The organism is Micromonospora cabrerizensis (assembly GCF_022230955.1).
GTDB lineage: Bacteria > Actinomycetota > Actinomycetes > Mycobacteriales > Micromonosporaceae > Micromonospora > Micromonospora cabrerizensis.
Window position 1 is genome coordinate 15,576 of the sequence record NZ_JAKKFI010000050.1, and the last position, 22,422, is coordinate 37,997.

28 protein-coding genes are annotated in these 22,422 nt (G+C 72.3%); 19 read left to right on the top strand and 9 right to left on the bottom strand.

The features are described 5' to 3' along the window. The first annotated feature begins 190 nt into the window (after positions 1-190). From LADH09A_RS08605 to LADH09A_RS08630, 7 genes are all read left to right on the top strand, one after another. Positions 191-1,249, top strand: a complete 1,059-nt coding sequence (locus tag LADH09A_RS08605; RefSeq protein ID WP_238644344.1) for a hypothetical protein — start codon at positions 191-193, stop codon at positions 1,247-1,249. Positions 1,250-1,353: 104 nt separating this feature from the next. Beyond that, a complete protein-coding gene (locus LADH09A_RS08610) occupies positions 1,354-2,142 on the top strand; it encodes an LmeA family phospholipid-binding protein (RefSeq protein WP_238644460.1) in 789 nt (262 codons plus the stop codon). Between the two features lie 106 nt (positions 2,143-2,248). After that, a complete protein-coding gene (locus tag LADH09A_RS32050) occupies positions 2,249-2,326 on the top strand; it encodes an Ms5788A family Cys-rich leader peptide (protein WP_310503780.1) in 78 nt (25 codons plus the stop codon). Between the two features lie 206 nt (positions 2,327-2,532). Further along, positions 2,533-3,381 carry a sulfurtransferase gene (locus LADH09A_RS08615; RefSeq protein WP_238644345.1) on the top strand — a complete coding sequence of 283 codons (849 nt, stop codon included), beginning with the start codon at positions 2,533-2,535 and terminating at the stop codon, positions 3,379-3,381. A 2-nt stretch (positions 3,382-3,383) separates the two neighbouring features. Further along, positions 3,384-3,704 carry a DUF1416 domain-containing protein gene (locus LADH09A_RS08620; RefSeq protein WP_238644346.1) on the top strand — a complete coding sequence of 107 codons (321 nt, stop codon included), beginning with the start codon at positions 3,384-3,386 and terminating at the stop codon, positions 3,702-3,704. A gap of 191 nt (positions 3,705-3,895) precedes the next feature. Beyond that, positions 3,896-4,399: a winged helix-turn-helix domain-containing protein gene (locus tag LADH09A_RS08625; protein WP_238644461.1), complete on the top strand. Its 504-nt coding sequence runs from the start codon at positions 3,896-3,898 to the stop codon at positions 4,397-4,399. Positions 4,400-4,440: 41 nt separating this feature from the next. Next, positions 4,441-5,301, top strand: a complete 861-nt coding sequence (locus LADH09A_RS08630; RefSeq protein WP_238644347.1) for a hypothetical protein — start codon at positions 4,441-4,443, stop codon at positions 5,299-5,301. A 9-nt stretch (positions 5,302-5,310) separates the two neighbouring features. Here LADH09A_RS08630 and LADH09A_RS08635 read toward each other — a convergent pair whose 3' ends face one another. The 3 genes from LADH09A_RS08635 to LADH09A_RS08645 form a co-directional block, all read right to left on the bottom strand. Further along, positions 5,311-7,365, bottom strand: a complete 2,055-nt coding sequence (locus tag LADH09A_RS08635) for an amylo-alpha-1,6-glucosidase (RefSeq protein ID WP_238644348.1) — start codon at positions 7,363-7,365, stop codon at positions 5,311-5,313. Beyond that, positions 7,362-7,742 (bottom strand): SCP2 sterol-binding domain-containing protein, encoded by a 381-nt coding sequence (locus LADH09A_RS08640; RefSeq protein WP_238644349.1) that lies wholly within the window; start codon positions 7,740-7,742, stop codon positions 7,362-7,364. Before LADH09A_RS08640 ends, LADH09A_RS08635 begins: the two co-directional genes overlap by 4 nt. Positions 7,743-7,820: 78 nt before the next feature. Beyond that, positions 7,821-8,195 (bottom strand): DsrE family protein, encoded by a 375-nt coding sequence (locus LADH09A_RS08645; RefSeq protein WP_238644350.1) that lies wholly within the window; start codon positions 8,193-8,195, stop codon positions 7,821-7,823. A gap of 12 nt (positions 8,196-8,207) precedes the next feature. Between LADH09A_RS08645 and mtfM the strand changes: the two genes are divergently transcribed. Together mtfM and LADH09A_RS08650 are read left to right on the top strand one after the other, a co-directional pair. Continuing rightward, complete coding sequence (mtfM, locus tag LADH09A_RS31595) at positions 8,208-8,312, top strand: small membrane protein MtfM (protein ID WP_030327764.1); 105 nt, start codon at positions 8,208-8,210, stop codon at positions 8,310-8,312. A gap of 55 nt (positions 8,313-8,367) precedes the next feature. Further along, the gene (locus tag LADH09A_RS08650; RefSeq protein ID WP_238644351.1) at positions 8,368-8,958 is read left to right on the top strand and encodes a heme-binding beta-barrel domain-containing protein; all 591 of its coding nucleotides are present in this window, start codon (positions 8,368-8,370) and stop codon (positions 8,956-8,958) included. 21 nt (positions 8,959-8,979) lie between these two features. Here LADH09A_RS08650 and LADH09A_RS08655 read toward each other — a convergent pair whose 3' ends face one another. Beyond that, positions 8,980-9,858, bottom strand: a complete 879-nt coding sequence (locus tag LADH09A_RS08655) for an aminotransferase class IV (RefSeq protein WP_238644352.1) — start codon at positions 9,856-9,858, stop codon at positions 8,980-8,982. 69 nt (positions 9,859-9,927) lie between these two features. On the opposite strand from LADH09A_RS08655, the gene LADH09A_RS08660 reads away from it, so the two are divergent. The 4 genes from LADH09A_RS08660 (at position 9,928) to LADH09A_RS08675 (ending at position 13,370) form a co-directional block, all read left to right on the top strand. Beyond that, entirely contained in the window at positions 9,928-10,356 is a 429-nt protein-coding gene (locus tag LADH09A_RS08660; RefSeq protein ID WP_088950387.1) for a Fur family transcriptional regulator, read from the top strand. Then, on the top strand, positions 10,353-11,465 hold the full coding sequence (ygfZ, locus tag LADH09A_RS08665; protein ID WP_238644353.1) for a CAF17-like 4Fe-4S cluster assembly/insertion protein YgfZ: 1,113 nt from the start codon (positions 10,353-10,355) through the stop codon (positions 11,463-11,465). Before LADH09A_RS08660 ends, ygfZ begins: the two co-directional genes overlap by 4 nt. 23 nt (positions 11,466-11,488) lie before the next feature. Then, entirely contained in the window at positions 11,489-12,316 is an 828-nt protein-coding gene (locus tag LADH09A_RS08670; RefSeq protein ID WP_238644354.1) for a beta-keto acid cleavage family enzyme, read from the top strand. Between the two features lie 94 nt (positions 12,317-12,410). Then, the gene (locus LADH09A_RS08675) at positions 12,411-13,370 is read left to right on the top strand and encodes an asparaginase (protein WP_238644355.1); all 960 of its coding nucleotides are present in this window, start codon (positions 12,411-12,413) and stop codon (positions 13,368-13,370) included. Positions 13,371-13,377: 7 nt separating this feature from the next. Here LADH09A_RS08675 and LADH09A_RS08680 read toward each other — a convergent pair whose 3' ends face one another. Beyond that, entirely contained in the window at positions 13,378-14,175 is a 798-nt protein-coding gene (locus tag LADH09A_RS08680; protein ID WP_238644356.1) for an alpha/beta fold hydrolase, read from the bottom strand. A 112-nt stretch (positions 14,176-14,287) separates the two neighbouring features. Between LADH09A_RS08680 and LADH09A_RS08685 the strand changes: the two genes are divergently transcribed. From LADH09A_RS08685 to LADH09A_RS08710, 6 genes are all read left to right on the top strand, one after another. Continuing rightward, positions 14,288-14,920, top strand: coding sequence for a helix-turn-helix domain-containing protein (locus LADH09A_RS08685; RefSeq protein ID WP_238644357.1), 633 nt, complete (start codon positions 14,288-14,290; stop codon positions 14,918-14,920). Then, entirely contained in the window at positions 14,917-15,639 is a 723-nt protein-coding gene (locus tag LADH09A_RS08690) for a hypothetical protein (protein ID WP_238644358.1), read from the top strand. Before LADH09A_RS08685 ends, LADH09A_RS08690 begins: the two co-directional genes overlap by 4 nt. A gap of 71 nt (positions 15,640-15,710) precedes the next feature. After that, positions 15,711-16,025 carry a DUF2516 family protein gene (locus tag LADH09A_RS08695; protein WP_088950380.1) on the top strand — a complete coding sequence of 105 codons (315 nt, stop codon included), beginning with the start codon at positions 15,711-15,713 and terminating at the stop codon, positions 16,023-16,025. Further along, positions 16,022-16,909, top strand: coding sequence for an alpha/beta fold hydrolase (locus tag LADH09A_RS08700; protein ID WP_238644359.1), 888 nt, complete (start codon positions 16,022-16,024; stop codon positions 16,907-16,909). The genes LADH09A_RS08695 and LADH09A_RS08700 overlap by 4 nt, the downstream gene beginning before the upstream one ends. A gap of 11 nt (positions 16,910-16,920) precedes the next feature. Then, positions 16,921-17,658, top strand: a complete 738-nt coding sequence (locus LADH09A_RS08705; protein ID WP_238644360.1) for an alanyl-tRNA editing protein — start codon at positions 16,921-16,923, stop codon at positions 17,656-17,658. 202 nt (positions 17,659-17,860) lie between these two features. Continuing rightward, complete coding sequence (locus tag LADH09A_RS08710) at positions 17,861-18,775, top strand: SDR family oxidoreductase (protein WP_238644361.1); 915 nt, start codon at positions 17,861-17,863, stop codon at positions 18,773-18,775. On the opposite strand, the gene LADH09A_RS08715 is transcribed toward LADH09A_RS08710, so the two are convergent. The 4 genes from LADH09A_RS08715 to LADH09A_RS08730 are packed head-to-tail and all read right to left on the bottom strand — an operon-like array spanning position 18,766 to position 22,411. Continuing rightward, a complete protein-coding gene (locus LADH09A_RS08715; protein WP_238644362.1) occupies positions 18,766-19,734 on the bottom strand; it encodes a helix-turn-helix transcriptional regulator in 969 nt (322 codons plus the stop codon). The two genes, LADH09A_RS08710 and LADH09A_RS08715, sit on opposite strands and share 10 nt — an antisense overlap. A gap of 24 nt (positions 19,735-19,758) precedes the next feature. Beyond that, complete coding sequence (locus LADH09A_RS08720; protein WP_179781149.1) at positions 19,759-20,400, bottom strand: response regulator; 642 nt, start codon at positions 20,398-20,400, stop codon at positions 19,759-19,761. Next, a complete protein-coding gene (locus LADH09A_RS08725) occupies positions 20,397-21,665 on the bottom strand; it encodes a sensor histidine kinase (RefSeq protein WP_238644363.1) in 1,269 nt (422 codons plus the stop codon). Before LADH09A_RS08725 ends, LADH09A_RS08720 begins: the two co-directional genes overlap by 4 nt. 11 nt (positions 21,666-21,676) lie before the next feature. Then, a complete protein-coding gene (locus LADH09A_RS08730) occupies positions 21,677-22,411 on the bottom strand; it encodes an ABC transporter permease (protein ID WP_238644364.1) in 735 nt (244 codons plus the stop codon). Positions 22,412-22,422: the final 11 nt, after the last annotated feature.

Below are 22,422 nucleotides of genomic sequence, written 5' to 3' on the forward strand. Positions count from 1 at the left end.
TGCGCTGAGAAATTGCGTGGTCCCGGCGTCGCTGACGGGCGGGGTAACGGGTTGAGAGTAACCGATCGCCTCGGCCGTGCCGTCTGGCCATTTCCCGTATGTCTACCTTGCCCCTGATCGTGGAGCAGATTTTAACGTTGCGGAAACCCGTGACCGCCGTGTCCGGTCGCCGGTCTGGCACGATCGGGTCGTGTTTCCCTCCACCTCGCCCGAGGCCGGCCGCGAATCGTGGCCCGCCGGGCCCCACCCGGGCCCGGCCGCCGCACCGACGCGCGGCAACCCGCCCGCGCCGCGTACCGGTCCGGCCACCACCGACGGCGACCGCCGCGAACGGGGTGGGCCCCGCCGGGCCCGTCGCTCCGGCGAACCGGCCCGCCGGTCCGAAGACGAGATCGACGAGCCGGAAGAGGAGGTCATCCCTCCGGTCGAGGTGCACCGTCAGCTCGCGCTGACCATCGCCGGCTTCGCCGCGCTGCTCGGCGTCGGCCTGGTGCTCGGCGCGCAGACGTCCGGCCCCGGTCACCGGCTGCCGTTCGCCTTCATCATCTTCGGCGTCCAGTTGCTCTTCGTACTCGCCTGGACGATCGCCATGCGCCCGCCCGCGATGCTGGTGGTCGCCGGGATCAGCGTCGTCGTCGCGGCACTCGCCGACATCGCCGCGGTGCAGAGCGACGTCGCCGGTCTGGCGCCGCTGGGCTACCTGGCCGCCGGCGGCTTCCTCGCCGCGGTGCTCGGCCAGCTGGTCCGCCGCGTCGACCGGGTCCGGGTCACCGACTCCCTCGGCGCCACGCTGCTCATCGTGGTCGGGGTGGTGGCCTTCGGCACCCTGATCGTGCTCAGCCGGATCCCGGCCGGCACCCAGGCGATCACCGTTTGCCTGACGGCCAGCGGTGTCGCGCTGACCGTCGCCCGGCTCACCGACGCCGTGCTCCCCTGGCCCCGGCTGGCCCCGCAGGTGCCCCGGGGCGCCGCTGGCGTGGTGGCCGGCGCGATGGTCGGCACGCTGACCAGCGCACTCCTCGGCAGCTACCTGGTGGCGCCCTTCACGCCGACCCGGGCCGCCGTGATCGGTCTGGTCGCGGCGGTCACCGCCGTGCTCTCCGACCTCGCCGTCGGGTACGCGGAGGCGGGCCGGCTGATGGCCGGGGAACCGCCGACCATGTGGGTGGCCCGGCACATGCAGGGTCCGCTCGGCGGCTTCGCCCTGGCGGCGCCGGCCGCGTACGCGATGTGCATGCTCTTCCTCTGAGTCACGGTTGAGTCTGGAGTCGGTCGGGTACCTACGGGTGCGCCGCGCAGCGGCACCGGTGTGGACGACCCGTCGCGGTGCGGCGGGTGGAGACAGGAGGCGGCGTGGCGGAGGACTATCCGGCGGACGGGGCGCGGCCCCGACGGCGCGGCCGCAAGCTGCTCATCGGTCTGGTCGTCCTGCTCCTGGTGGTGGCGGGCCTGCTGGTGGTCGCCGACCGGGTGGCGGTCGGGGTGGCCGAGCGGACCATCGCCGACCGGGTCCGTCAGGAGGTCACCAAGCAGGGTGCGCAGGCCGCGGAGCCCGATGTGGAGGTCGCCGGCACCCCGTTCCTCACCCAGGTGCTCGATGGCCGCTACCAGCGGATCTCCATCAAGCTGCGGGACGTGCAGGCGTCGGTCGAGGGCGACGTCGTGCGGCTGCCGGTGCTGGACGTGGACGCCCGCAACGTCCGGGCCTCACTGGACACCCTGCGCACCGGTCAGGGTGACATCGTGGCGGACACCGTCAACGGCACCGGCACGATCAGCTACGACAGCCTCGCCGCACTACTGAACCGTCCGGGGCTCACCCTCGGCGAGCAGAACGGCAAGCTCGCCGTCACCGCCCCGGTCGACATCCTCGGCCAGAAGCTGACCGTCAGCGGCACCGCCGACGTCACCGTCGCCGACAATGGCGCCGTCGCCCTGCGCTTCAACGACCTGGACGCCGCTGGTCTGCCCAACCTGCCGCTGGCGCGCGTCCTGCTGAACAACTACGCCAAGGGCATCTCGGTCGACGTACCCCTGCCTGAGCTGCCGTTCCAGCTCGCCGTCCGGGAGGTCCGGCCGCTGCCGGAAGGGCTGGCGGTCACCGCCGACGCGAAGGACGTACCGATCAACTCCGTCAGCTGACGCCCGCGCCACCGCTGGGACGTGACACCAGCCGGCGGCCCGGTCGATTCCCGGATGGTGGTCGGCCCAGTGGCAGCCCGGTCACTGGCTGGTAGTCTCCCTGACCATGGGGACCCACCTCACCAAACGGCGCGCGGTCGACCTGTGCCGCGTGGCCACCTGCCTGTGTCGCCCCGTCATCTGACGGCGGGGCTGTCTCCGGCCGCCTGACGGCGGCCACCGGCACAGGGTTCTCGCACCCTCCGGTGATCCCACCGAATGCCCGGCAGCGGCGCCGTCGCACGAACCCGTGATCCCGTCCTTCCGCTGGGTCCCGCGCGTGGTGCGACAGTTACACCCATCAATGCTCGCGCGTTGGCTCACCATCCATCCTCACCAGGGAGTGATTCGATGAGTCGCGACACCGCACTCGTTTCGGCCGAATGGGCCGAGAAGAACCTCGACGCCCCGGGCGTCGTCTTCGTCGAGGTCGACGAGGACACCTCGGCCTACGACACCGGCCACATCGCCGGCGCCATCAAGATCGACTGGAAGACCGACCTGCAGGACCAGGTCCGCCGGGACTTCGTCAACAAGACGCAGTTCGAGGCGCTGCTCTCCGAGCGGGGCATCAGCAACGACGACACCGTCATCCTCTACGGCGGCAACAACAACTGGTTCGCCGCGTACGCCTACTGGTACTTCAAGCTCTACGGCCACGGCGATGTGAAGCTGCTCGACGGCGGCCGCAAGAAGTGGGAGCTGGATGCGCGCCCACTGGTCACCGACTCGGTGGCCCGCCCGGCGACGCAGTACGTCGCGCAGGAGCCGGACACGTCGATCCGGGCCTTCCGGGACGAGGTCGTGGCCGCGATCGGCACCAAGAACCTGGTCGACGTGCGCAGCCCCGACGAGTTCGCCGGCCGGCTGCTCGCCCCCGCCCACCTGCCGCAGGAGCAGGCGCAGCGGGCCGGGCACATCCCGACCGCGATCAGCGTCCCGTGGTCCAAGGCGGCCAACGAGGACGGCACCTTCCGGTCTGACGACGAGCTGCGTCGGATCTACGGCGACGCGGGGCTCGACGACGGCAAGGAGACCATCGCCTACTGCCGGATCGGCGAGCGCTCCTCGCACACCTGGTTCGTGCTCCAGGAGCTGCTGGGCCACCGCAACGTCAAGAACTACGACGGTTCCTGGACCGAGTACGGCTCGCTGGTCGGTGTGCCGGTCGCCCTCGGTGACGAACCCGGGGAGGCCTGATCATGACCCTTCCCATCGCCGCGGGTTGCGCCGCACCGGACCAGGCCGCACCGTTGCCGGCCGGTCTGGATCTGGAGAAGGAAACCGTCATCACCGGGATCGTCCGCTCCGCCGAGGACGAGCCGGTGCCGGGCGCGTACGTCCGGCTGCTCGACTCGACCGGTGAGTTCACCGCCGAAGTGGTGACCTCGGCCGCCGGCCAGTTCCGGTTCTTCGCCGCGCCGGGCTCCTGGACGCTGCGGGCGCTGTCCCGGCACGGCAACGGTGACACCGCCGTCACCGCTGGCCGGGGTGTCAACGAGGTTGGCGTCACCGTCGCCTGACCCACTGCTCTGATCGACCGGGGCCGGTCACCCTCCTGGGGTGGTCGGCCCCGGTCGTGTGTTCGGCGCGGCACCGTGCGGCATCCGATCAAGGCCTCCGGCCCGCACCGCTGTCCCCGCCGCCGAGCCGGGCCGCGAAATCAATCGGCATACGTCACTATCTACGGGTGGAAATCACGGGTGAGGGTGGCATGTCCGGCGAAGAGGTTCCGATCGTCGTCTGCGTCAGCGCGGACATGTCGATGAGGGAGCGGGTGCTGCGTCAACTCGACGGGCTCGGCCCGGTGCTCAACTGTGCCGACCTGACCGAGCTGCGTCAGCTGCTGTCGTCGCCGGCCGCCGCGGCGCCGCTCCGTCCCGCGACGGTGCCGCCCGGGGTGCCACAGGGCCCGGTCAGGTGGGGTGAGCTGGTCGTCGACCGGGCTGGGCACCGGGTCACCTGGCGTGGCGACCCGCTCCCGCTCACCCCCACCGAACGGGAACTGCTCGCCCTGCTCATCGGCCCACCGCTGGTGGTGTGGAGCTACGAACAGCTCTTCGCCGCCGTGTGGAGCGGCCCGTACCCGGGCAGCGCCATCCTGCACTCTGCCGTCAAGCAGCTCCGGCACAAACTGCGTGATCTCCCGGGAGGGCCGCAGGTACACACGGTCCAGGGGATCGGCTACCGGCTCGACCCACCACCCCGGTCGACCTGACCGCCGGTGGCCCGGCGGCGGACCCGTGACACCATGGCCGGGTGAACGGTGCTGTCCAGACGGGTTGGGCTTCTTCGGCCGGTCCCACCGCGCCGGCCCCCGCCCGGTCGTGGCGGCGTTGGTTGCTGGCCGCGACGGCGGCCTGGGCCGTGTTGCTGGCCCTGCTGACCTGGACGTCGGTCCGTGACGACCCGCCGACCGTTCGGGAGCAGCGGTCCCTCGACCAGGCTGGCCCGGTGGTCGACCGGGCGGTCGGCGAGCTGGCTCGGGCGGCCGGTGCGGCGGGTCTGCTGGAACTGGGCCCGGCGCGGATCGCGGAGGGTTGCCGGGTCACCCCGTTCGCCGACGGGGCGAGGTTGCGGCGTGACGTCGGGGTGCTCGCGCCCACCGGCACCGAGCAGGCCGTGCTGGCGGGGATCGCCGAGCGGCTGCCGGCGAGCTGGCGGGCCGGGGTGGGCCCCGGGTTGAGCGGCATCGAGCTGTACGCCGACGCCGGAGAGTTCGTGGCCGTCCAGGGACGGCCGACCGCCGACGGTCGGGTGCGGCTGGTCGTCGACACCGGTTGCCGGCCCATCGGCTCCGGCTACACGCCGGTCGCGGCCACCGCCGGTCCGGAGGCCGCCGCCCTGACCACTGCGCTGCGGGCACTCGACCGGCCCGCCGAGGCCGCGCCGGAACTGGTGACCGCGCCCTGCCCGGGCGGCGGGTCGGCCCACACCGCGCGTTCCGCCGGGGGCCCCGGCCCGGCCGCGTCGACAGCCGCGCTCGCCGCGCTGGCCGGCGACGCCCCACTGCTGGACCAACCCCCGGTGTACGCGTACCGCACCGGCCCGGTCACCGTGCTGGCCGAGCTCACCGAGGACGCGACCCGGTTGGCCGCCACCGTCGGCTGCCCGGGCTGAGCCGGCTGGTCAGCCGCCGTCCGGCCGGTTCTCCGGGTCACGGCTGCGACCCAGCGCGTCGACCGTGCCCCATCGGCCGGGGATGTCCAGCAACTCCACCCGGCCCATGCCCGCTGGCACGGCCGGGTCGATGATCAGGTGCTCGCCCTGCGGCTCCAACCCCAGCATCACCCGGAGTAGCAGTAGCGGCGTGCCGGTCGACCAGGCCTGCGGGCTGCACGCGGTCGGGTACTCCACCGGGTAGTCGGTGAGATCGCGGGCGTAGCCAGCGAACGCCTCCGGCAGCCGCCCGTCGAAGTACCGGGACGCGGCCAGCATTGTGTCGCAGATCAACCCGGCCTCGTGCCGGAAGCCGTACCGCCACAGCCCCCAGGCGATGATCGAGTTGTCGAACGGCCACACCGTGCCCACGTGGTAACCGATCGGGTTGTACCGCCCCTCGTCCTCGGCGAGCGTCCGTACTCCCCACCCGGAGAACAGGCGCGGCCCGAGCAGGTGCTCGACCACCTTGCCGGCGCGGGACTCGTCCACGATGCCGCTCCACAGCAGGTGGCCGATGTTCGAGGTCAGCGCGTCCACCTGCCGGCCGTCGGCGTCCAGCGCGAGCGCGTAGTACTCGCGGTCGGCGATCCAGAAGTCGCGGTCGAACCGCCGCTTGAGCTCGGCGGCCTCCCGCTCCAGCCGGTCGGCGAACGCCGGGTCGTTCCAGAAGGTCCGGGCCAGCCGGGCGGCCCGCATCTTCGCGTCGTACGCGTACCCCTGAAGTTCGCAGGTCGCCCGGGGGAAGTCGGGCATCTGGCCGTCGGCGTACGAGATGGCGTCCCAGGAGTCCTTCCAGCACTGGTTCTGAAGGCCGGTCTCCGGGTTGCGCGTCTGGTACCAGAGGTAGCCGGTGCCGAGCAGGTCCCCGTACGTGTCGATCCACTGCAACGCCGCGCGGACCTGTGGCTCCAGTCGACGGACCAGCGCGGAGTCACCCGTCCAACGCTCGTACTCGTCGATCAGGATGATGAACAGTGGTGTCGAGTCGGCCGACCCGTAGTACGGCGAGTGCGGCTGCTCCTCGAAGCCGGCGGTCTCCCCGTACCGCAGCTCGTGCAGGATCTTGCCGGGTTCCTCGTCGCGGAAGTCGTCCACCCGGTGCCCCTGAAGCCCTGCCAGCATCAGGATTGTCGGTGGGACCAACTCCGGCAGGAACGGCAGCACCTGCAACGAGGTGATGATGCTGTCCCGGCCGAACAGGGTCATGAACCAGGGGAGTCCGGCGGCGATCAACCGCATGCCCAGGGCGATCGACTCGTAGCGCAGGGCGGCCAGGTCGTTGAGGCTGCGCCGGTACGCCCCGGCCAGCGGCTCGCAGTCGCAGCCGAGTTTCGGCGCCCGGTCGATCAGTTCCTGTTGCTCGGCCCGGATCGCGTCCGCGCTGCGGCTGCCGCCGTACGGAAGGGTCGCGCGGATGTCCTCACCACGCGCCCCGAAGACGACGCTGGACACGCGCAGCCGGGTGGTCCACCTGCCGTTGCGGGCTATCCGGATCCGGAAGGTCATTCCGGTGGCGTCGACCTGCGCGGGCGCACTGGTGCTGACCATCGTCTCCCGGTGGAACGCCTCCCGGCGGTAGGTCAGCCGCAACTCGTTCTCGGTGACCGACACCGTGGTGCGCCCCTGCTTCTGCCGGCGGTGCTTGATCTCGAACAGGTCGGCGAAGTCGGCCGCGATGTCGATGCGGACGGTGAATTCCACCTCCGCCTCGGTGTGGTTGAGGACGGTCAGCTCCTCGGCGAAACTGCCCACGATCGCCCGGCTGCGGATCACCGACGCCTTCGCGTCGAGGTAGTGGGTGGGCTCACCGGGGGCGAGGAAGAACTTGGTGCGGTACGACTGGGTGTCGTCGACGGAGAGGGCGTGTAGCCGCTCGCCGTTGAGGGTGAGCACCCAGTTGGACAGGAAGCGGGTGTCGAAGGAGAACAGCCCGGTGGGGAAGTCGTAGGACGGCTCGATGTCCCCCCGCCGGTCGCTGACCAGGAAGGTGTTGCCGTCCAGAATGCTGACGAGTTCCTTCACGTGAGTCGCCTGGCCGCCCGGCGGGCCGTGTCACGGGGGTCGCGGGTGCCGGGTGGGTCGGGGAAGAACCGGCGGAAGGCGAGGAACAGCACCACGTTCCCGCTGAACGTGCTCTCGTTGCGCAGCACCGCCGCGACACCCTGCGCCTCGCCGGTGATGAGTCGATCGAAGAGCGCGGCGCTGCTGAACCAGATGGCGTCTGCCGGCCCGCGCTCGCGGGTGACCTGCACCGACCCGGGCCGCATCCGAACCAGCCAGTGCTCGGTCCGGTGGTCGCTGCCGAGGTCGATCTGCAGGGTTCCGTCGGCCAGGCCGCCCAGGACGTCAGGGGCGCGCGCCGGCAGTGATTCGAAGAACCTCTCCGCCGCCTCGGTCACATCCGAATCGTAGGCAGCTGTCCGAGATGTCGGGTCGGTATCGGTACTCCGCCCGGATCGACCAGGCGCGTCGGTTGGTCAGTAGACCAGTGCCTGCGCGCCCTCGGTCAACGCCTCCTCGACGAAGACCGCGGCGCCCGCGATCCGGACCCCGGGCAGCACGTCGTCCGGGCCGATCTCCCGGCGGGCGGCGCACTGGGTGCAGGCGGTCACCCGGCCACTGGTCAGGATGACGTGCAGCAGCTCGGCCAGCGGTGCGGAGTGCGGCAGCTCGAACTGTTGGGCGCGACCGGGCAGCGCGAACCAGGTCGACTCACCGGTCAGCCAGAGCGACACGTCCACCCCGGCCGCGACAGCGGTCGCGGCGACCGTGAATGCCTGCGCGCACCGCTCCGGGGCGTCCGCCCCCGCGGTGGCCTTGACGACGAGAGTGCGGGCCATGTGACCCAGCATAGGATGGCCGGGATGGTTACCGAGATCGGGTTTGTCAGCCTGCTGGTCGCTGGCCTGGGCGGGCTCGCCGGTGGCCTGGTCTACCTAGCCGTACGCATTTCGAGAGGACGCTGGTGAGCGCGAGGAGTGAGCCGGGCCTGCGAGCCCCGCAGTCGCGAACGAAGGTGGCCCTGTGAGCGACGAGAACCCGCTCCAGCCGCCGTGGCTGAACGCGCCGCCGGTCGAGGAGTACCCGTTCGAGGAGAGTCACGACCTGCGGGTCGGGCCGAAGCTGCACCCCGCGCTGGATGGTCTGCTGCCCTACATCGGGTTGTGGCGTGGCCGGGGCAAGGGTGGTTTCCCCACCATCGAGGACTTCGACTACGCGCAGGAGATCCGGATCAGCCACGACGGCCGACCGTTCCTGCACTACGAGTCCCGGGCCTGGATCCTGGACGAGGAGAGCAAGCCGGTCCGGCCGGCCGGTCGTGAGGTTGGTTGGTGGCGGCCGGTGCTGGTGGACGGGCGGGCGACCGACGAGCTGGAGGCGCTGCTGACCACCCCGACCGGGGTGATGGAGCTGCACCTGGGCAAGCGCACCGGCACCCAGGTCGAGTTCGCCACCGACGCGGTGGTCCGCACTCCGACCGCCAAGGAGGTCACCGGTGGTCAGCGACTCTTCGGCATCGTCGAGGGTGCGCTGCTCTACGCCCAGGAGATGGCCGCCATGGGCCACGGGCTCAGCCCGCACCTCTCCGCCCGGCTGGTCCGGGTCGGCGGCTGACCAGATCGGGAAACCAGCAGGCTAGACGGGGAAACCCAGCAGGGCGTGCAGGGCGGGGGTGCGCGGGCAGCGGGCCCGACGCACCCCGTCCAGCGTGTGCACCTCGGCGGCTCCGCGTAGCGACGAGGTGAACCACACGCCGTCCGCGGCGTGCAGCTCGGCCACCGTGACCAGCCGCTCGGCGGCGTTCAGGCCCAGCTCGGCGGCGTGGGTGAGCAGCCAGGCGACGGTCGTGCCGGGGAGGATGCCGGTGGTCGCGGCCGGCACCGTGCAGAGCGTGCCGTCGGTGAGCCACACCACGTTGGCTGTGGGGCCCTCCAGCGCGTAGCCGTCGGAGGAGACCCAGAGCACGTCGTCCACCCCGGCACGGCGGGCCCAGCGGCGGGCGGCGCTGCTGACCGCGTACGACGTGGATTTGATCCCGGCCGGCAGCCAGCTCAGCCCCGGGCGAGCGTCGACGGGCACGCCCAGCGGCAGGGTGGCCACCGTGATCCCGTTCCGCCGGGCTGCCCGGGAGGGTGCCGGCACCTCGGCCAGCGTGGCGTAGACCGTCGGCGGGCCTCCGGCCTCCGGGCCCCTCGTGCAGACCAGCCGGAGTGCCCCCTCCACGGGCGTCGGCCAGCCGGCGCGTACCTCGTCGAGCAGGTCGGTCAGCGCGGCGGTGGAGGGTAGGGGCAGGTCGATGGCGGAGGCCGCCGCGGCCAGGCGGGCAAGGTGCTCGTCGCGCAACCACGGTCGGCCGTGCCGCAGGTGCATGGTCTCGAAGATGCCGTCGCCGTGCAGGACGCCGAGGTCGTCACCGCGAAGCACGGGGTCGCCGGCCGGCGTGAGGCCGCGTCCGAGGACGGCGATCCGCGCGGTCGGGCTGGCCGCGCCCTGCCCGTCGGACGACATCACCATGACCGTCGAGCGTAGCGGCGGTCGATCGCGATGCGAGGAGCAGCCTGGTGGCCGAACTATGATCGGACGGTGTCCGAATCCTCCCTCGCGGAAATGCTGCGGGCCCGTGGGCTGCGGCTGACGGCCCAACGGCAGCTCGTCCTCCAGGCGGTGCTCGATCTGGGGCACGCCAGCCCGGAGCAGGTGCACACCGCCGTCCGGGAGGTCGCGGCCGGCGTCAACATCACCACCATCTACCGCACGCTTGAGCTGTTGGAACGGCTCGGCCTGGTCACCCACACGCACCTGTCGCACGGCTCACCGACCTATCACGCGGCCGGTGAGCACCAACACGTCCACCTGGTCTGCCGGGAGTGCGGCGCGATCGACGAGATCGATCCGGAGCTGCTGCGCCCGCTCGCCGACCAGTTGGCCACGCAGCGGGGGTTCCGGGTGGATATCGGGCACGTATCACTTTTCGGCGTCTGCGTACGCTGTGAGAACGGGGACGACAAATGATCGACATCGCGGGCGCGGTGGCCGTCGAAGGCATCGACGAGGCCAGCCGTGACCAGCCGGATCCGGCGCATGTCGCGGCCGGGGTGCGGGGGGTGGCCGCACACTACGGCGACCCGTTGCGTGAGCAGCGCACCCTCGACACCGAGGTCGGTCTGGTCGACCGGTCGCACCGGGGGATCATCGCGGTGGCCGGGGAAGAGCGGGCCAGCTGGCTGCACACGGTCACCTCGCAGCACCTGAGCGCGCTGGCCGCCGGTGAGGGCACCGAACTGCTGGTGCTGTCCCCGCACGGCCACATCGAGCAGCACGCCATGGTCGCGGAGGACGGCGAGACCACCTGGCTGGACACCGAGCCGGGAGCCACCGAGGGTCTGCTGGGCTACCTGAACAAGATGCGGTTCTTCAGCAAGGTCGAGCCGCGCGACGCGACCGCGGAGCGGGCACTGTTGTCGCTGGTCGGGCCGGCGGCGACGGAGGCGCTGGGCACCCTCGGCGTGACCGGGCTCGCCGCACCGGACCAGGTCGCGGTGCCGGGTCCGAAGTTCCCGCACGGTGCCGTCCCACTCCGGGCGAGCGCGCGGTACGACGTACGACCGCTGCCGATCGGTGGCTGGGCCCGACGCGGCCCACTCGGGGTGGACCTGCTGGTGCCCCGCTCCGCCATGGAGCAGGTGGTTGCGGAGCTGCGCGGCGCGGGCGTGCCGGTCGCGGGGCTCTGGGCGTACGAGGCGATCCGGGTGGCCGCGCGCCAGCCCCGGGTCGGGGTGGACACCGACCACCGGACCATCCCGGCCGAGGTGGACCTGATCGGCCCGGCGGTGCACCTGGACAAGGGTTGCTACCGGGGGCAGGAGACGGTGGCCCGGGTGCACAACATGGGTCGACCGCCGCGTCGGCTCGTACTCCTGCACCTGGACGGGGTGACCACCGACCAGCCGCCGGCGGCCGGTACGCCGGTGACCCTCGACGGCCGGGCGGTCGGCTTCGTCGGCACCGCCGTGCTGCACCACGAGCTGGGTCAGGTCGCCCTCGCCGTGGTCAAGCGGAACGTCTCCGACGATGCCTCGCTGATGATCGGTGAGACCGCGGCGGCGATCGACCCGTCCTGAGCGGGCCGTCTAGGATCGCCGGCATGACGACAGGGACGTTGATCACGGTGGCCCCGACCGGCGCCGAGTCGGCCAAGACGGAGGTGCCGGCGCTGCCGGTGACCCTCGACGAGCTGCTGCTCACCGCCAAGGAGTGCGAGGCGCTCGGCGCCGCCGTGATCCACGTCCACCTCCGCGACGACGAGGCGCGGCCGAGCCTCGACCCGGCGCGCCTGGCCGACACGGTGGCGGCGTTGCGGGAGAGCACCAGCCTGATCGTGCAGCTCTCCTCCGGCGGTGCGGTGACCGATCCGGAGGCCGCCCGGCTGGCCGTCCTCGACGCCGGGCCGGACATGGCCTCGTGCACGATGGGCACGGTCAACTTCGGCGACGACGTCTTCCTCAACCGCTGGGAGTTCATCGTCGACCTGCACACCCGGATGCAGGAACGCGGGATCGTGCCGGAGTACGAGATCTTCGACCTCGGCCACCTGTCCGCGTTGCAGCGGTTGCTCGGCAAATACGGCCTGCCGGCCGGCGGGCACGTGCACGTCGACTTCGTGATGGGTGTGCCGGGCGGTATGCCGGGCACCACCGAGACGCTGGTCGCGGCCCACCGGATGCTGCGGGACCTGCCCGAGGGCACCACCTTCTCGGCCACCGGGGTCGGCCGCACCACAATCCCGGTGCTGCTGGCCTCCCTGTCGACGGGCGGGCACCTGCGGGTCGGCATGGAGGACACCGTGACGTACGCCAAGGGGCGTCCGGTGGAGTCCAACATGCAACTGGTCGCCCGCGCGGTGGGTTTCGCCCAGCTCGCCCAACGCCCGCCGCTGACCACCACCGAGGCTCGCGAGCTGCTCGGGCTGTAAGGCCGGGCCGGTCTGGCGCTCCTGTCACCCGGGCGGAGGACCACCTGGTCACCCCGCCGACGGGCACCCCGGCGCCGTCGGTACCGTCCAGCCCGTGACGAAGACGTACGAGGGTGGCGCCCCACTCGCCGAGGTGGTCCGTTCCGGGTTCGTGGAGGGGGCGCACCGAGGCTCGGTGGTGGTGCTGGACGCCACCGGTGTGACGCTGGCGTCGGCCGGGGACGTGACGTCGCCGATCTTCCCCCGCTCGGCCAGCAAGCCCATGCAGGCGATCGGGATGCTGCGTGCCGGCCTGCCGTTGACCGACCCGGCCGACGTGGCGCTGGTCTCGGCGAGTCACGCCGGTGAGGACTTCCACCTGGCCCGGGTCGGTGCGTTGCTCCAGCGGGCCGGGTTGGACGCCTCGGCCCTGCACTGCCCGCCCGACCTGCCGGTGGGCGTGGCGGCCCGGGAGGCCGTGCTGCGCGCCGGGGGCGGCCCCACCCGGGTGCAGATGAACTGCTCCGGCAAGCACAGCGGGATGCTGCTGACCTGCGAGGCCGCCGGCTGGCCGCTGGAGGGTTACTGGCGGCCGGAGCACCCGTTGCAGCAGCGGTTGCGGGCGGCCATCGAGGAGTTCACCGGCGAGCAGGCGGCGGCGGTGGGCGTGGACGGTTGCGGCGCCCCGGTGCTCGCGGTGTCGCTGACCGGCCTGGCCGGGGCGTTCCTCCGGCTGGTCGACGCCGAGCCCGGCTCGGTGCCGCGTACGGTGGCCGACGCCATGCGCGCGTACCCGGAGATCGTCGGTGGCACCCAGGCCGACGACACCCGGTTGATGCGCGGCGTTGCGGGCCTGCTGGCCAAGGTCGGTGCCGAGGGCGTGATCGCGGTGGCCCTGCCGGGTGTCGGCGCCGTCGCACTGAAGATCGACGACGGCGCCGACCGGGCCCGGATGCCGGTGCTGGTCTCCGCGCTGCGCCGGCTCGGCGTGGACGCCCCGGTGCTGACCGAGTACGCCGAGGTGCCGCTCTTCGGCGGCGGTGTCCCGGTCGGCGCGGTCCGCCCGCTCTGGTGACTGTGGTCTAGCTCAGGAAGTCGAGCAGGGCGGCGTTGACCGGCTCCGGACGCTCCAGCGGCAACAGGTGCGCGGCGTCCGGCACGTCCGGCAGCCGTACCGCGCCGGGGACCTCGGCGGCGATCCGGTCGGCGAGCCGGCTGATGTCCGGTACGTCGGCGGCGCCGGCGGTGACCAGGACCGGCACCGTCAGCTCGCCGAGGCGACCGATCGCCGGCGGGGTCAGCTCTCCCACCTCGACCGCGCCCAGCGCCAACTCGGCGGCGAGCGCACGCTGGTCCATCTCCTGCGCGAACGCGACGAGCGCGGGGTCGACGTCCTCCGGCTGGCGACCCGGGCCGACCACCCAGAAGCGCACCTCGCCGGCCGCGCCGGCGACGAAGTCGTCCGGGTCGACCTCGCCGACCAGGTCGTCCCAGAGGTCGTTGGCCTCCTCGGACCACTCGTTGCCGGAGACGGCCGTGTCGAACAGCGCGAGCGCGCTGACCCGGTCGGGGTGGGCCAGTGCGGTGTCGATGGCGACCGACCCGCCGAAGGAGCAGCCGACCAGGGCGGCCCGGGGCAGGTCGAGCGCGTCCAGCAGCCCGGCCACGTCGTCGTGGTGCGCGAACGGGGTGGGCGGCAGCTCCGAGTCCCCGTAGCCGCGCAGGTCCGGAACGATCACCCGGTGTCGGGCGGCGAGAGCGGAGACCTGCCCCCGCCACATCCGCCGGTCGGCGATGCCAGCGTGCAGCAGGACGACGGGGGAACCGGTGCCTGCCTCGTCGTACGCGATGCTTGCTCCATTGATTGTGATCTTGTGCACGGACGGACCGTACGGATCCGGGGAGCAGGGCGCAAACGGGGCGCTGAGACGTTGCTAACTGTGGCTAGCGTTTTGCTTGCAAGAGCTAGCGCGGCCGGTTAGCGTCGCAGCCATGGCCACACCGAAGGACCTTCCCGACGTCGGCGGGTTCATCCGCGATCTTCGGCGAAACGCCAAGATCTCGCTCCGGCAGCTCGCCGAGCAGGCGGGGGTCAGCAACCCGTATCTCAGTCAGATCGAGCGCGGCCTGCGCAAACCCAGCGCCGAGGTGCTTCAGCAACTGGCGAGCGCGCTGCGGGTCTCCACCCCGGCGATGTACCTGCGCGCCGGGCTGCTCGACGACAAGGAAGGCCACGGTGTGCTTGCCGCCATCGCCGTGGACGCCGACCTGACGATGGCCCAGAAGCAGTCGCTGAGCCAGATCTACGAGACGTTCCGCCGGGAGAACACCCGGCTGGCCGAGGCCCAGGCCGCCGCCGAGGGCACCGGCACCGGGCCCACCGGCGGCACGGCCGGGGCGACCACCCCGACCGATGTCGGCGATCAACCCGCCGACCTGGCGAACCTTGCCGCCACCGGCCCCACCACCGCGGGCGGCACCCCGACCGAGGCCGTCCTCGAGTCGGTCGCCGTCACCGAGGCGGGCACCGCACCCGCCCCGGGCAGCACCAACACCCCCGAGAAGAAGGCCGCCGGTCCGGCGGTCCGCGAGGCCGCCACGGCGGCCGAAGAGGAGACGTCATGAGCGAGCCGAAGACCAACCGCATCCCCGCCCCGATCTACGCCGCCGCCGGCGCCGGCGAGCTGGCCATCGAGCAGTTGCGCAAGTTGCCGGCCGTGGTCGGCGTCCTGAGCACCCGGGTCGTCGCCGACCTGGGTGGTCGGGCCGTGCTGACCGGCTTCGAGCTGCGCCAGAAGGCCACCGAGACCCTGCGTACCGCCAACGAGACCGCTGGCACGCTGCGCGAACTGGACCTGGCCAAGCTCCGCGACTCGGCCGAGCTGGCCAAGCTGCGCGAGGCCGCCGACCTGACGAAGCTGCGCGAGGTCACCGACCTTGACAAGCTGCGCGCTGCCGCGACCCGTAACGCCATCATGGTCTACGCGGGCGCCCAGGCCGCCCAGGAGCGGGCGTTCGCCGCGTACGGCGCGCTGGTCGCCCGGGGCGAGCGGGTCGTCGGCGCCGGTGTGCTGGAGGCCGCCGAGACGGTCAACGCCGACATCGAGGCCACCCAGGGCGTGCCGGCGACCACCGCCACCGCGGCTACCACCGCCACCGCCACCCCGGCTACCGCCGCAGCCCCGGCCGAGGTGCCGACCCCGGCCGACGTGGCCGAGATCGCCGAGGCCAAGCCGGCCGCCGTCAAGAAGGCAGCCCGGGCGCCGAAGGCCGCCAAGCCGGCCGCGACCCCGTCGGCGAAGCTGCCCCGGGCCACCAAGCGGACCCGCCCGGCGGCCGAGTAGTTCGCCATGTCGACGACCCCGGCGGCGTCCTTGTCGGACGTAGCCGGGGTCCTCGACATAAGCTTGCCGGCATGGCCAACGCCGCGCCGATCTTCGCGTTCGAAGTCCGCTACGTGATCGAGCTGATCCTGCTCGTCTTCGCGTTGATCGTCCAGGGTGTCGCCCTGGTGCACGCGATCACCCAGCGCTCCGACGCCTTCCCCGCCATCGGGACGCTTCCCAAGGGTGGCTGGATTGCCATCCTGGCGGTCTGCCTCGTGCTGACCCTGCTCGGCTTCGGGCCGATCAGCCTCTTCGGACTGATCGGCATCGCCGCCGGTCTCATCTACCTGCTCGACGTTCGGGTCGGCCTGCGCGACCTCAGCGACGGCAAAGGGTTCTGGTGAGAGGTTTCCGCTGGCCACCCCCACCGGACAGCGGGCCCCGCACCTGGGGGCCCGGTCCGGGTGGGCCGCGTACCGGCCGCCCGGCGCTGCCCGAACCGGACACCGACCTGGTCGCCACCCCGCACGGCGTACGGCTGGAGCGGCTGGTCACCGGCACCGGTGATCCGGTGACCGTGTTCGCGCACGGGCTGGGCAACGGCATCGCCACCACCCGCCCGTTCGGCAGTGGGGTCACCGGCCGCAAGGTGTTCTTCCAGTTCCGCGGGCACGGCCGTTCCGAGGCCCCGGACGGGCCATGGAACTACCTGGACCTCGCCCGGGACCTGCGGGCGATCGCGGACCTCGGCGGGGCCAGTCGGGCGTTCGGCGCGAGCCTCGGCGCCGGTGCCCTCTGCCGGTTGCTCGCGGAGAGCCCGGAGCGTTTCGAGAAGCTGGTCTTCTTCCTGCCCGCCGTGCTCGACCAGCCGCGTGGCCCGGTCGCGCAGGACCGCATCACGGACCTGCTGGAGGCGGTGGAGAGCGGGGACGCCTCGGCGGTCGCCGACGTCGTCACCCTGGAGCTGCCCGCCGCGGTGCGTAACACCCCCGCCGGCTGGGCGTACCTGCGGCAACGACTCGACCAGCTGCTCCGCGACGGTCTGGCCGCCGGCCTGGCCAGCCTCGCCGAGCAGACGCCGTTGCGCGACACCAGCGCCCTCGCAGCGGTGACCGCGCCGGCCCTGGTGATCGCCAACGCGGGCGACGACCTGCACCCGGTCGATGTCGCCGAGCGACTCGCCGCCGCGCTGCCCCAGGCCATCCTGCACGTGTACGACCGGCCCGGCGTCCTCTGGTCGGAACGCGCCGACCTGCGGGACCGCATCGCCGGCTTCCTCAACGAGTAACGTGCCCTGTCATGGGCGTCACACAACATGGCCGGACACATCGGCTCGACCTAGCTGACCCGACCCTGCGTGAGTGGACGTGCACGGTCCTGCACGCCGACGCCGAGCAGGGCATCGTGCTGGACCGCTCGGCGTTCTACCCGGGCGGCGGTGGCCAACCGCCGGACCACGGCGTGCTGCTGTGGCAGGGCGTACAGACCCGGATCGTTGGCACCCGCAAGGGCGACGACCCGTACCTGATCCCCGCCGAGGGCGACCCGCTCCCGCCGGTCGGCACCGAGGTCGTCGGCGCGCTGGAGGACGAGCGGCGCACCCGGCTGATGCGCACCCACTCCGGCCTGCACGTGCTCTGCGGTGTCGTGTTCCGCGACTTCGGCGCCCTCGTGACCGGCAACTCGATGGAGCCGGGCGAGGCCAGGATGGACTTCAACCTCCCCGAGGTTCCGCCCGACTTCAAGAGCCGGATCGAGGAGCTGGTCAACGCGGAGGTGGCCGCCGACCGCTCGGTCGCCACCCGGGTGCTGCCGCGCACCGAGGCACTGGCCCTGCCGGACATCATCCGCACCCAGTCCAACCTGATTCCGCCGGACGAGCAGGAGGTCCGGATCGTCGACATCGTCGGGCTGGACGTGCAGGCCGACGGCGGCACCCACGTCGCCTCCACCGCCCAGATCGGCAAGGTGCAGGTCGTCAAGGTGGAGAGCAAGGGCCGGGCCAACCGCCGGGTCCGCGTCCGGTTGGTGGACTGAGGGAAGGTTCGGCCGCCGGGCGGCGGCATGTCTTCAGTGGCCCCTGTAGAGCTGCCCCAAATATGGGGCGCGGTGCGGACGGCAGATGCTGCCCCATTCGTAGGGCAGCTCTACAGGGAGCGCCGACACCTCCCCGCAGTTCGCCGGAGCGGTCCGGGAATTCGGACGTCGGTTGTCAGGTATCGCTGACAATCTCGCAGGTATGACACAACCGCTCGCAGGAAAGATCGCGCTCGTCGCCGGTGCCACCCGGGGCGCGGGTCGGCAGATCGCCGTCCAGCTCGGCGCCGCCGGTGCCACCGTCTACGCCACCGGTCGCAGCAGCCGCGCCGGCCGCTCGGAGATGGACCGGCCGGAGACCATCGAGGAGACGGCCGAGCTGGTCACCGAGGCCGGCGGCACGGGCATCGCCGTCCAGGTCGACCACCTGGTGCCCGAGCAGGTCCGTGACCTCGTCGCCCGCATCGACGACGAGCAGGGCCAACTCGACGTGCTGGTAAACGACATCTGGGGCGGCGACCCGCTGGTCACCTGGGACAAGCCGGTGTGGGAACAGCCGCTGGACGCGGGCTTCCGGACCCTGCGACTGGCCATCGACACCCACATCATCACCAGCCACTTCGCCCTGCCGTTGCTGATCCGCAAGCCGGGCGGGCTGGTGGTGGAGATGGGCGACGGCACCAAGGCGTACAACGACGACAACTACCGACTCTCGGTCTTCTACGACCTGGCCAAGGTGTCGGTCAACCGGCTCGCCTTCATCCAGGCGCACGAGCTGAAGCCGCACGGATGCACGGCGGTGGCGCTCACCCCCGGCTGGATCCGCTCGGAGGCGATGTTGGAGCACTTCGGGGTGACCGAGGACAACTGGCGCGACGGTGCCGCCACCGACCCGAACTTCCTCATCTCGGAGACCCCGGCCTTCGTCGGCCGCGCGGTGGCGGCGCTCGCCGCCGACGAAGAGAAGGCCCGCTGGAACGGCCAGTCCGTCGACGCCGGCGCGCTGTCCAAGGTGTACGGATTCACCGACCTCGACGGCAGCCAGCCGGAGGGCTTCCGCTACATCGTCGAGGTGGTCGACGCGGGCAAGCCCTCGGACGTCACCGGCTACCGGTAGAGCGCCCGGAACCGCCCGGCCGCGTCGGTGAACAACCGCCGCAGCTCGGGCGGGTCGAGGACCTCCACCTCGGGGCCGAGCCCCAGCAGTTGGTGGTACGCGACCTCGACGGACTCGACGGGCAGCCGGCCCACCACCCAGCCCTGCCCGTCGGGTGCCCCGGCGGCGGCGACCAGCTCGTCGTACACGAAGGGGGCGTCCACCAGGTGCCGGAGCCGGCGCAGACCCACCGGGCTGAGCCGAACGGTGACCTCGGCCCGCAGCATGGTCCGCAGGAACGACCCGGCCTGCTCGCCCCAGTGCCCGGCCAGGTCGAAGCCCTCGTCGCGCGCGAAGCTCTCCTCGCCCACCTCGACGCCGGTCACCCGGTCCACCCGATAGGTGCGGGTGTCGCCGTCGACCCGGCCGACCAGATACCAGACACCACTCTTGAGCACCAACCCGTACGGCTGGACCCGCCGGCCAACCTCCCCGTCACCGCGCCGGTAACGCAGCTCCACCACCCGGTCGCGCCAGACCGCCCGGGCCAGCTCGGTCAGCCACGGCGGCGGCGCGGTCTCCCGGAACCAACCCGGCACGTCCAGGTGGAACCGCTGCCCGGCGCGGGCCGGGGCGTCACGCAGGGCCGGCGGCAGGGCGGCGAGCACCTTCAGTTCGGCGGCGGCGACCGCGTCGGCGAGCCCCATGTCGCCGGCCGGACCGGGTAGCCCGGAGAGGAAGAGCGCCTCCGCCTCGTCCCGGGTCAGCCCGGTCAGTCGGGTGCGGTACCCGCCGAGCAGCCGGTACCCGCCGGCCCGGCCCCGGTCTGCGTAGACCGGCACCCCGGCGGCGGAGAGCGCCAACACGTCCCGGTAGACGGTCCGCTCGGAAACCTCCAGCTCCCGCGCCAGCTCACCCGCCGTCATCGACCCGCGCGCCTGCAACAACAGGAGCAGCGAGATCAGTCGGGAGGCGCGCACCCGCCCATCCTGCCCGGCCCCGGCTCACCGCCCGCCGGGGGTCAGCAACCCCCTGTCGTACGCGGTGGCCACCGCGGCGGCCCGGTCGTTGACCCCGAGCTTGGCGTACACGTGCAGCAGGTGCGTCTTGACGGTGGCCTCGCTGATGAACAGCCGAGCCGCCGCCTCCCGATTGGAGGCACCGCGAGCCACCAGGGTGAGCACCTCCAGCTCACGCTGGCTGAGCGGCTCCTCGACCGGCGCACGCAGCCGGCCCATCAGCCGGCCGGCGACGCTCGGCGCGAGCACCGACTCGCCCCGGGCCGCTGCCCGCACCGCGCGGACCAGTTCCTCACGGGGCGTGTCCTTGAGCAGGTATCCGGTGGCGCCGGCCTCGATCGCCGGCAGCACGTCGGCGTCCGTGTCGTACGTGGTGAGCACCAGCACCCGGGCCGTACTGCCGGAGCGGGCCAGCCGGCCGATGGCGGTCACCCCGTTCATCCCGGGCATCCGCAGGTCCATCAGCACCACGTCCGGCCGTACCGTCGCGACCAGGGCCAGCGCCTCCGAGCCGTCCGCCGCCTCACCGACCACCTCGAAGCCGGGGTCGCCGGTGAACATCCCCCGCAACCCGTCGCGCACCACCGGATGGTCGTCGACGATCAGCAGCCGAATCGGGGCGGTCAACCGGCACCTCCGGGCAGCGCGGGGACGGACGCCGAGATGGCGGTGCCGCCGCCCGGCTCGGACTCGACGGCCAACTCGCCGCCGACCCGGGTCACCCGCTGCCGCATCGCGGTCAGCCCGTACCCGCCGCCCGGCTCGCGGGGCGGCGGCTGCCCCGTGACGTCGAAGCCCGTCCCGTCGTCACGGACATCGAGCGTCACCACGTCCGTCATGTACGACAGGGTCAGCCCGACCCGTGACGCGCCGGCGTGCCGGGCAACGTTGGACAGCGCCTCCTGGGCGGCCCGCAGCAGGGTTACCTCGACCTCCGGGTGCAGCGGGCGGGGTGTGCCGGTGGTGGCCACGTCGGCCCGTACCCCGTTCAGGGCTGCCCAGCGCCCACCCAGCTCGGCGAGGGCATCCGGCAGCCGGGCGGTCTCCAACGGTTCCGGACGGACCGCCTGCACCGAGCGGCGGGCCTCGGTGAGGCTCTCCCGGGCCAGCGCGAGCGCGTTGTCGACGTGCCGGCGCCAGTCGGGGGACCGGTCGCGGGTCTGCTCGGCCGCCTCCAGCTGGGTGATGATGCCGGTCAACCCCTGCGCCAGGGTGTCGTGGATCTCCCGCGCCATCCGTTGCCGCTCGTCCAGCACGCCGGCCTCCCGGGCCTGGGTGAGCAGTTGGGCGTGCAGCCCGGCGTTCTCACTGACCGTGTCGGTGAGTTGACGGTTGGTCTCGCCGAGTTCCGCCACCAGGCGCTTGCGTTTGGCGTCCTCCTGTTCGGCGACCATCGCGAACCAGCTCACCGAGCCGGCGACCAGCAGGTTGAAGAGCACCAGCACCAGCCAGAGCGGCCAGTGCGACACCACCACCGACAGGCCACCGCCCTGAGACGTGGCGACCAGGGCGGCCGTGGTGACCACGCCGACGACCCGCCAGCGCCCGGGCAACACCGGAAAGGCGTGGATGTAGCCGATCCAGGCGAAGAAGCCGTACCAGGGACTGGCGGCCACGAGTGCGGCGGCGAACGTGAGCAGCCCGACGTAGTAGACCGCCATCAGCCTGCGCCGGCTCTGCCAGTCGGGGTGCAGGGTGACGAACCAGGCGACCCAGCATCCGGCGGCCACGGCGACAGCGAGGGTGGGCAGCGCCCCGAGATGGTCGGGTGCCGGTGCGACGAGGGCCAGCAGGGTGCCCAGAGCCAGCCCGCCGAAGGGGAACACGCGATAGAGGGCCGCCTCGCGCTCTCGCCAACCGGTCAGACGGTCGTGCCCACCGTTGCAGGTCATCGCATCTCCGCTCACTCCCAGCGGAACAGTTTCGCCGCGCTGGCACCGGCCGCCACGGCGATCACCGCCATTATCGCCAGGTGCAGCGGCTGTGGCGACGTGCCGGTCCAGGCGTCGAGGAGCGCCTGCACCCCGGGTGGCGTGTAGTCGCCGATCCGCGCCACGACGTCCGGCAGCAGGAACCGGGGCAGGTAGACCCCGCCGAAGAACATGGTGACCAGGAACAGCGGCACGGCCAGCGCCTGCGCCGCCTTCGTCGTGCGGGCCACCGCGGCGACCAGCAGGCCGAGCGCCAGCAGTGACGCCGTCCCGAGGACGAACGCCAGAGCGAAGCCGAGCGGGTGCCGGGGGAACGGCACCCCGAACGCCAACCGGCCGACGACGATGAGCAGCACCGCGCTGGCCAGGATCCCGGCCAGGGCCAGCACCAGCTGGGCGGCGAGCAGCGCGGCCGGGTGCGCCGGGGTGGTCGCCAGCCGGCGCAGCACGCCGCGTTCCCGGTAGGTGGCCAGCACCGAGGGCAGCGTGTTCACCCCGACCATGGCGAGGGTGACCACCAGCAGCGACGGCGCGAAGTAGCTGACGAAGGTCTGCCCGTCGAAGGTCGGATCCGGCTTACGGAGCGAGGGGACCAACCCGATCACCACCAGGATCAGGGTGGGCAGACCGACGGTGGTGAGCAACGTCGGCAGGTCCCGCAGGTAGAGCCGCGTCTCGATCCTCAGGATCTGACGGAAGGCGTGCATGCTTGCCCCTT